At 74.9% G+C, this 9,010-nt stretch carries 8 protein-coding genes; 6 read left to right on the top strand and 2 right to left on the bottom strand.

All coding sequences use genetic code 11. The features are described from left to right. Nucleotides 1-31: 31 nt before the first annotated feature. Complete coding sequence (locus DLJ47_RS16970) at nucleotides 32-3,391, top strand: error-prone DNA polymerase (protein ID WP_109900949.1); 3,360 nt, start codon at nucleotides 32-34, stop codon at nucleotides 3,389-3,391. A gap of 33 nt (nucleotides 3,392-3,424) precedes the next feature. On the opposite strand, the gene DLJ47_RS16965 is transcribed toward DLJ47_RS16970, so the two are convergent. Further along, on the bottom strand, nucleotides 3,425-4,144 hold the full coding sequence (locus DLJ47_RS16965; RefSeq protein ID WP_158289830.1) for a sulfite exporter TauE/SafE family protein: 720 nt from the start codon (nucleotides 4,142-4,144) through the stop codon (nucleotides 3,425-3,427). Between the two features lie 109 nt (nucleotides 4,145-4,253). Between DLJ47_RS16965 and DLJ47_RS35775 the strand changes: the two genes are divergently transcribed. From DLJ47_RS35775 to DLJ47_RS16955, 4 genes are all read left to right on the top strand, one after another. Further along, nucleotides 4,254-4,421: a hypothetical protein gene (locus DLJ47_RS35775; protein WP_158289829.1), complete on the top strand. Its 168-nt coding sequence runs from the start codon at nucleotides 4,254-4,256 to the stop codon at nucleotides 4,419-4,421. A 40-nt stretch (nucleotides 4,422-4,461) separates the two neighbouring features. Next, nucleotides 4,462-4,629: a hypothetical protein gene (locus tag DLJ47_RS36310; protein ID WP_199235885.1), complete on the top strand. Its 168-nt coding sequence runs from the start codon at nucleotides 4,462-4,464 to the stop codon at nucleotides 4,627-4,629. 121 nt (nucleotides 4,630-4,750) lie between these two features. Next, on the top strand, nucleotides 4,751-5,518 hold the full coding sequence (locus DLJ47_RS16960; RefSeq protein ID WP_109900947.1) for a methyltransferase domain-containing protein: 768 nt from the start codon (nucleotides 4,751-4,753) through the stop codon (nucleotides 5,516-5,518). Continuing rightward, nucleotides 5,515-6,693, top strand: coding sequence for an alkaline phosphatase family protein (locus tag DLJ47_RS16955; RefSeq protein WP_109900946.1), 1,179 nt, complete (start codon nucleotides 5,515-5,517; stop codon nucleotides 6,691-6,693). Before DLJ47_RS16960 ends, DLJ47_RS16955 begins: the two co-directional genes overlap by 4 nt. A gap of 51 nt (nucleotides 6,694-6,744) precedes the next feature. Here the strand turns inward: DLJ47_RS16955 and DLJ47_RS16950 are convergent, their stop codons facing one another. Continuing rightward, on the bottom strand, nucleotides 6,745-7,311 hold the full coding sequence (locus DLJ47_RS16950; RefSeq protein WP_109900945.1) for a TetR/AcrR family transcriptional regulator: 567 nt from the start codon (nucleotides 7,309-7,311) through the stop codon (nucleotides 6,745-6,747). Nucleotides 7,312-7,394: 83 nt separating this feature from the next. Between DLJ47_RS16950 and DLJ47_RS16945 the strand changes: the two genes are divergently transcribed. Continuing rightward, nucleotides 7,395-8,927, top strand: a complete 1,533-nt coding sequence (locus DLJ47_RS16945) for an MFS transporter (RefSeq protein ID WP_199235884.1) — start codon at nucleotides 7,395-7,397, stop codon at nucleotides 8,925-8,927. The last annotated feature ends 83 nt before the right edge of the window (nucleotides 8,928-9,010 follow it).

Below are 9,010 nucleotides of genomic sequence, written 5' to 3'. Positions count from 1 at the left end.
GCTGACGGAGGGGCGGCCGGAGGGGGACCGGATGAGCTTCCACAACCCCAAGCTGCCCTGGTCCGAGCTGGAGCGGGTGCTCTCCGGCCGGGCCGGCGGAGACCGGCCGGAGCGGCACCTGCACGTGGTGGACCCGCTGGCCGTCGACGCCGACGGCGGGGACTCGCCGGCCTGGACCCGCAAGCGGCAGCACTACCAGCCCCCCGAGCTGACCCGCCCGGACGCCGCGGTGCCGTACGCCGAACTGCACGCGCACACCAACTTCAGCTTCCTCGACGGCGCCAGCCACCCGGAGGAACTGGCCGAGGAGGCGACCCGGCTGGGGCTCACCGCGCTCGCCGTCACCGACCACGACGGCTTCTACGGCGTGGTGCGCTTCGCCGAGGCGGCCCGCGCGCTGCACCTGCCGACGATCTTCGGCGCCGAGTTGTCGCTCGGCCTGCCCGGCCCGCAGAACGGCGAGCCCGACCCGCTCGGCCGGCACCTGCTGGTGCTCGCCCACGGCCACGAGGGGTACGCCCGGCTGGCCGCCACCATCGCCCGGGCCCAGCTGCGCGGCGGGGAGAAGGGCCGCCCGGTCTACGGCGAGCTGGAGGAGGTGGCCGCCGAGCTGCGCGACCACGTGCTGGTGCTCACCGGCTGCCGCAAGGGCCACGTGCCGGCGGCGCTGCTCACCGAGGGGGTCGACGCGGCCGCCCGCGAGTTGGACCGGCTGACCGCGCTCTTCGGCGCGGAGACGGTCGCGGTGGAGCTCACCGACCACGGGCACCCGGTCGACGCCGACCGCAACGACGCGCTCGCCGACCTGGCCGCGGCGGCCGGCCTGCCCACCGTGGCCACCAACAACGTGCACTACGCCACCCCCGCCCGGCGCCGGCTGGCCACCACCGTCGCCGCCGTCCGGGCCCGGCGCAGCCTGGACGAGATCGACGGCTGGCTGCCCGCCGCCGCCACCGCCCACCTGCGCAGCGGCGCCGAGATGGCGGCCCGGTTCGCCGCGTACCCGGGGGCGGTGGCCCGGGCCGCCGAGTTCGGCGCCGAACTCGCCTTCGACCTCCAACTGGTCGCGCCGAAGCTGCCCGCGTACCCGGTGCCGCCGGGGCACACCGAGATGAGCTGGCTGCGCCACCTCACCTACGCCGGCGCGCAGGAGCGTTACGGCCCGCGCGCGGCGCACCCGAGGGCGTACGAGCAGCTCGAACACGAACTGAACATGATCGAGGAGCTGGGCTTCCCCGGCTACTTCCTGGTGGTCTACGACATCGTCACGTTCTGCCGGGAGCAGGACATCTACTGCCAGGGCCGGGGCTCGGCGGCGAACTCGGCGGTCTGCTACGCGCTGCGGATCACCAACGTCGACGCGGTCCGGCACCGGCTGCTCTTCGAGCGTTTCCTCGCCCCCGAGCGGGACGGTCCGCCGGACATCGACGTGGACATCGAGTCCGACCGGCGGGAGGAGGTGATCCAGCACGTCTACGCCCGCTACGGCCGGGAGCACACCGCCCAGGTCGCCAACGTCATCTCCTACCGGCCCCGGTCGGCGGTGCGGGACGTGGCCAAGGCGTTCGGTTTCTCGCCCGGGCAGCAGGACGCCTGGAGCAAGCAGATCGACCGCTGGGGCAGCGTCGCCGCGGTCGACGTGGAGGACATCCCCGAGCAGGTGGTCGCGTACGCGAACGAGCTGCAGACCTTCCCCCGGCATCTGGGCATCCACTCCGGCGGCATGGTGATCTGCGACCGGCCGGTGATCGAGGTCTGCCCGGTGGAGTGGGGGCGGATGCCCGGGCGCAGCGTGCTCCAGTGGGACAAGGACGACTGCGCCGCGGTCGGCCTGGTCAAGTTCGACCTGCTCGGGCTCGGCATGCTCTCCGCGCTGCACTACGGCTACGACATGATCGGCATGAGCCTGGACCTCGGCGACATGACGCTGGACGACCCGGAGGTCTACGACATGCTCTGCCGGGCCGACTCGGTCGGGGTGTTCCAGGTGGAGAGCCGGGCCCAGATGGCCACCCTGCCCCGGCTCAAGCCGCGGGTCTTCTACGACCTGGTGGTCGAGGTGGCGCTGATCCGCCCGGGCCCGATCCAGGGCGGTTCGGTGCACCCGTTCATCCGGCGTAAGAACGGCCAGGAGCCGGTGGAGTACGCCCACCCGCTGATGCGCAACGCGCTGGAGAAGACCCTCGGCGTGCCGCTGTTCCAGGAGCAGCTGATGCAGCTCGCCATCGACCTGGCCGGCTTCGACGCCGCCGAGGCCGACCAGTTGCGCCGGGCGATGGGGGCCAAACGCTCGGCCGAGCGGATGGCCCGGATCGCCGACCGGCTCTACGCCGGGATGGCCGAGCGGGGCATCACCGGCGAACTCGCCGACGACGTCTACCGCAAGCTCTCCGCGTTCGCCAGCTACGGCTTCCCGGAGAGCCACGCGATGAGCTTCGCCTACCTGGTCTACGCCAGCTCCTGGCTCAAGCGCTACCACCCGGCCCCGTTCCTGGCCGCGCTGCTCAACGCCCAGCCGATGGGCTTCTACTCGCCGCAGACCCTGGTCGACGACGCCCGCCGGCACGGGGTGGAGGTACGTCGGCCGGACATCAACGCCAGCGGCGCCAAGGCGGTGCTGGAATCCACCCCGCAGACCCGGTGGGGCAGTGAGCCGGGGGAGCCGCCGCACGCCTGGGGGCTGGGCGGGCCGGCCGTCCGGCTGGGGCTGTCCAGCGTGCGTACTCTCGGCGACGAGGTGGCCGAGCGGATCGAGGCCGAGCGGACGGCGCACGGGCCGTACCGCGACATGCCGGACCTGGCCCGGCGCGTGGGTCTCACCGCCGCGCAGCTGGAGGCGCTGGCCACCGCGGACGCCTTCGCCTGCTTCGGGCTCACCCGGCGCCAGGCGCTCTGGGCCGCCGGGGCGGCGGCCCAGGACCGGCCCGGCCGGCTGCCCGGCACGGTCACCGGCGCCGCCGCCCCGACGCTGCCCGGCATGGAGGCGGTGGACCGGCTGGTCGCCGACGTCTGGGCCACCGGGCTGTCCCCGGAGACCCACCCGGCCAGCTTCATCCGCCCCCAGCTCGACGCCCTCGGCGCGGTGCCGATCGCCCGGCTCGGCCGGGTGGAGCCGGGCCAGCGGATCCGGGTCGGCGGGATCGTCACCCACCGGCAGCGCCCGGCGACGGCCGGCGGGGTCACCTTCCTCAACCTGGAGGACGAGACCGGCATGCTCAACGTCACCTGCTCGCCGGGGCTGTGGCAGCGCTACCGGCGGGTGGCCCGGACCAGCACCGGGCTGGTGGTGCGGGGCCGGTTGCAGCGGCACGAGGGCGTGCTCAACCTGGACGCCGACCGGCTGGACGCGATCGAGCCGCCGGTCAGCCCGGCCTCCCGCGACTTCCGCTGACGCCGCCGCCGGGCGCGGCGGTCCGGCTCAGTCTCAGCCGGCCAGGCCGGCGAGCGCCGTGCCGGCGCTGCCGAGCAGCCCGACCAGCACGATCCGCCGGAACAGCAGCGGATCGATCCGGCGGAACAGCCGGTTCCCCAACCACCAGCCCAACGGTACGGCGGGCAGCGCGACCAGGGCGGCCCGCGCCACGTCGAGGTGCAACTGCCCGGTCGCCGCGAACCCGGCCAGCCCCATCAGGCCGGTGCCGGCGAACGTGGCGGCCAGGGTGGCCCGGAAGGTGCGCGGGTCGTAGCCGAGGGAGTGGAAGGCGGCGACCAGCGGCGGCCCGTTGGTGCCGGTGGCGGCGGTGAGCACCCCGACGAGCACCCCGACGGCGCCGAGCCCGGCCCGGCCGGTGCGGAGCCGGACGCCGGACCAGACCAGGACGACGCAACCGAGCACCACCACCGCGATCAGCGCGCTGAGCGCGCGTTCCGGTGCCCGGGCGAGCACCAGCAGACCGAGCGGCAGGCCGAGCAGCGCGGCCCCGGTCAGCGTCGCGGCCACCCGCCACCGGGCGTACGCGCGTTCCCGGACGGCGGCCACCAGGGTCAGCCCGATGCCGGTGAGCGCCGAGAGCACCACCGCGGCACGCGGATCGACCACGACGGTCAGCAGCGGCACGGTCACCAGCGCGTAGCCGAAACCGCTGACCGCCTGCGCGAAGGCGCCGAGCAGCACGACGCCGAAGACGGTGAGCAGCAGGAGCACGCGGCCAGCCTGACCAGCCCTTCGGCCGGGCCGGGCACCGACCGCCCCGGCGGAGATCCGCGCCACACGCCGTCCCCCCGTCGCCGGGTTGAAAACGTCGGCGAACACCATGTACTTCGGCAACCGGGAGACGCCGAACCGGTTCAACAGCGCTGCGGCATGGTTCTACGTGATCCATTTGTTCCAGGAAGAGTTCCAGTTCCTGCACACGGGCGACGCCTCGGCCATGGCCTGGCTGCTCTCCGTGATCATCCTGGTGGTCACGCGGTGCAGGTGAAGCTCAACAACCGGTTCGTGTTCGACGAGGGGGAGGACCGATGAGCGAGACGTACCACGAGGTGGCCAACAGCCGGCGGACCCGGCTGGCGGCCGACTGGCACCCGCACCAGTGCGAGGCCCGGGAGTACCCGGTCACCGGCGGGCCGGTGGCCAACGCCCGGCGCTCCCGGGCCGAGAAGGACCCCGAGGGCGGGGCGGAGTCGTGACCACCGCGGTCGAACGGACCGCCGCCGCGCCGGTGCCCGGAGCCGGGCCTGTTCTTCCTCGCCCAGCGGCACGTCGTCGAAGGGATCGCCACCACCGGCCGCACGGGGGTGACTGGCGCGGGTGACTAGGCTCGACCGGGTGGAGCAGACCCCAGGCCGGATCGCCGGGCCGCCGCTGACCCCCCGTACCGCCGTGATCTGGTCGGTGCTGCGCGCCGAGCTGGACCGTCGTGGCGACGCCGAACTGACCGTGCTCGACGTGGGCGGCGGCACCGGCGGGTTCGCCGTTCCGCTGGCCCAGGCCGGGCACCGGGTCACCGTGGTCGACGCCAGCCCGGACGCGCTCGCCGCGCTGACCCGACGGGCCGCCGAGGCCGGGGTCGCCGGGCGGGTGCACGCCGTGCAGGGCGACGGGGACGCGCTCGCCGGGCTGGTTGAGCCGGCCAGCGCCGACCTGGTGCTCTGCCACGCCGTGCTGGAGGTGGTCGACGATCCCGCGCCGGTGGTGGCCGCGCTGGCCACCGCGCTGCGCCCCGGCGGCGCCGCGAGCGTGCTGGTCGCCGGCCGGGCCGCCGCCGTGCTCGGCCGGGCGATGAACGGGCACCTGGACACCGCCGCCACGCTGGCCGCCGACCCGGCCGGCACCGCCGGGCACCGGGACACCCTGCGCCGGCGCTACGACGCCGCCGGCGCCGCCGCGCTGCTCGGCGCCGCCGGGCTGGTGGTCGAGGAGATCCACGGCGTACGCGTCCTCGCCGACCTGCTCCCCGCCGCCGTCGCCGACGGCCAGCCGGGCGCCCTGGTCGAGCTGGAGCGGACCCTGGCCGGGCGGGCGCCCTGGCGTGACCTGGCCGCGCAGCTGCACCTGTTCGCCCGCCGGCCGGCATGACCCGACCCGCCGCACCGGCCGGCGCGCCCGACCCGCTGGCGGTGGTCGCCCCGCGTTACGGCACCGGCAGCCTGGCCGACGTGCTGCCCAGTGCGCTGGCCGTGCTCGGCGTGCCCGGCGCCACCGACCCGCTCCGGCTCGCCGAGGCGCTGGCCGGGGTACGCCGGATCGCGGTGCTGCTGGTCGACGGCCTCGGCTGGTACCAGATCCCGACCGCCGCCCCGTACGCGCCGACGCTGGCCGGGCTGGCCGCGACCGTCGGTCGGCCGCTCACCTCGGGCTTCCCGTCCACCACGCCGACCAGCCTGGTGACCCTCGGCACCGGCGCCGCGCCGGGTGAGCACGGCGTGCTCGGCTTCACCGTCCGGGTGCCGGGCGGCGACCGGGTGCTCAACCACATCGAGTGGGCCGCCGACCCGCCCCCGCTGCGCTGGCAGCCGGTCCGCACCCAGTTGGAGCGGGCCCGGGCCGCCGGGGTCGCGGTGACCGTGGTGAGCCGCCCCGAGTTCGGCGGCAGCGGGCTCACCGTGGCCGCCAACCGCGGCGGCGACTACCGCGGCGCCGCCGGCGTCGACGCGCTGGCCGAGGAGATGCTGACCGCGCTCGCCGCCGGCGCCGGGCCGACCCTGGTCTCCGGCTACCACCCCGACCTGGACCGGCACGGCCACCTCACCGGCGTCGACTCGATGCCCTGGCGGCACGCCGCCGCCGAGGTGGACGGGCTGCTCGCCCGGCTGGTGGACGGCCTGCCGGCGGACGCCGCGCTGCTGGTCACCGCCGACCACGGGCAGCTCGACGTGCCGGCCGGGCACCGCTTCGACCTGGACACCGACCCACGGCTGCGGGCCGGGGTGCGGGTGGTCTCCGGCGAACCCCGGGTCCGCTACCTGCACGTGGCCCCCGGCGCCACCGCCGACGTGGTGGCCGCCTGGTCGGCGGTGCTCGGTGCCGCGGCCCGGGTGCGGACCCGGGACGAGGTGGTGGCCGACGGCTGGTTCGGCCCGGTGCCCGAGGAGCACCTGAGCCGGATCGGCGACGTGGTGGTGATCTGCAACGACACGTACGCGGTGATGGCCACCCGGTCGGAGAAGCCGCTGGCCTCCCGGCTGGTGGCGTACCACGGGGCGGACACCGCGGCGGAGATGACCATCCCGCTGCTGGTGGTCCGCGGCTGACCGGAGCCGGTCAGCGGCCGGTGGGTCCGGCGGTCGGCCGGTGAGGTCCGGTCAGCGTCCGCTGAGCCCGCCGAGCGCCCGCGCGAGGTCGTCGGCGGTGGGTGCGGACGCGGGGTCGATCAGCCACTGGATCATGGCGCCGTTGACCATCGCCATGGCGAGTCCGCCGTAGGCGCGGGCCTGTTCCTCTGAGACCTCCGCCGGTGGGATGCCGAGCACCAGCGCGGCCAGGTCCCGTCGGCCGGCGGCGTAGCCGGCCACCAGCTGCGCCCGGACCTCGGGCGCGAACTCCGCCTGGGCGTACGCCTGCACGCTGGCCACCAGGATCGCCCGCTGCTCGGGGGCGGCCGCCAGCAGGCCGTCGACGAATCCGCGCAGCCGGTCCAGCGGGGTGCCGCCGGCGTCCGGTACGACAGCCGCCGCGATGGCGTCGCCCCAGGCGTCGAAGGTCTCCATGACGGCGGCGTTCAGCAGGGCCTCCTTGCTGCCGAAGTGGTAACCGATGGAACCGAGGTGAGCACCCGCCGCCGCCACGATGTCCCGGGCCGTGGTGTGCGCGTAGCCCTTCTCCACCAGGCACTTCTTCGCCCCCGCCAGCAGGTCCTCGCGCTGTCCCATGCCGGCAGTGTAGTCCACCTTTTGAACGCCCGTCTTGTACAAGCGTCTTGTACAAGCGTCTTGTACGGATGTACATTCGCCCCGTGACGACCACCGCTCCCTCCCGTGCCCGAGCCCGCGACTGGGTCGGCCTCGCCGCCCTCGTCATTCCCGCCCTCCTCGCCTCCATGGACCTGTCCATCCTGTTCATGGCCGCGCCCCTGATCAGCGCCGAACTCGGCCCCACCGCTGGCCAGCACCTGTGGATCGTGGACATCTACGGGTTCGTGATGGCCGGCCTGCTGGTGACCATGGGCAGCCTCGGCGACCGCATCGGGCGCCGCCGGCTGCTGCTCCTCGGCGCCGCCGCGTTCGGGGCGGCGTCGCTGCTGGCCGCCTTCGCCACCAGCCCGGAGCTGCTCATCGCCGCCCGCGCCCTGCTCGGCCTGGGCGGCGCCACCCTCGCCCCGTCGACCCTCGCCCTGATCCGTGGGATGTTCGCCGACGAGGACCAACGCCGGACCGCGATCGGGATCTGGACGGCCGGCTTCACCGGCGGCATCGCGATCGGGCCGATCATCGGTGGCTTCCTGCTGGAGCGGTTCTGGTGGGGCTCGGTGTTCGTCGTCAACGTCCCGGTCATGCTGCTGCTGCTCGTCGTCGGGCCGGTGCTGCTGCCCGAGTCGAAGGATCCGAACCCGGGGCGGTTCGACCCGCTCAGCTCGCTGCTCAGCCTGGGCGCGATCCTGCCGGTCATCTACGCGGTCAAGCACTTCGCCGAGGCGGGACCGAACGCGTCCTCGCTGGTCAGCCTCCTCGCCGGGCTGGCCGTCGGCGCCCTCTTCGTACGCCGGCAGCGTCGCAGCGAGCGGCCCATGATCGACGTCCGGCTCTTCTCGACGGGCTCCTTCTCGGCCGCCATCGGTGCGAACACGGCGATCACCTTCGCCAGCGCGGGCATGGGCCTGCTCGCCGTCACGTTCATGCAGACGGTGCTCGGCCTCAGCCCGTTCGACGCCGCGCTCTGGACCCTGCCCACCATCCTGGGCAGCGTGGTCGGCGTCGTCCTCGCCTCCGCCCTCGCGCCGAGCATCCGGCCCGCGGTCCTCGTCAGCACCGGGCTCGTCCTCGCCGCCGCCGGATTCCTGCTGGTCAGCACGATGCGGGTCGACTCGCCGGTCTGGTGGCTGATCAGCAGCTACGGACTGCTCACCCTCGGCGTCGGGATGACCAGCACGTTGGCGACCTCGCTCGTGCTCACCACGGCGCCGCCCGAGCGGGCGGGAGCCGCGTCGGCGCTCTCCGAGACGAGCACCGAGTTCGGTGGCGCGCTCGGCATCGCCGTGCTGGGCAGCATCGCCGCCGGCATCTACCGGGCCGAGATGGACGCCCAGACGCCGGCCGGCCTCGACGACGGGCTCGCCGGCGCAGCCGTCGACACCGTCGGCGGTGCCCTCGCCGTGGCCGGCGAGCTGCCGGCCGAGGTGGCCGGCGCACTGCTCGACCGCGCCTTCGCCGCCTTCACCGACGGCTTCACGGTCACCGCCGTGGTCGGCGCGGCGATCCTCCTCGTCGGAGCGCTCGCCAGTGGCGTCGCCCTGCGTCGCGTACCCGCGGGAACGGCGTCGACCGACTAGCTCGACGGGACCGCCCGGACGGACCGGTGTCGCGTTGGCGCCGGACCGTCCGGGCGGAGTGTCGTAGGTGCCGGTTAGCCTGC

This window comes from Micromonospora sp. S4605 (assembly GCF_003176715.1).
Lineage (GTDB): Bacteria > Actinomycetota > Actinomycetes > Mycobacteriales > Micromonosporaceae > Micromonospora > Micromonospora echinaurantiaca.
This window is presented reverse-complemented; position numbering and strand designations above follow the sequence as displayed.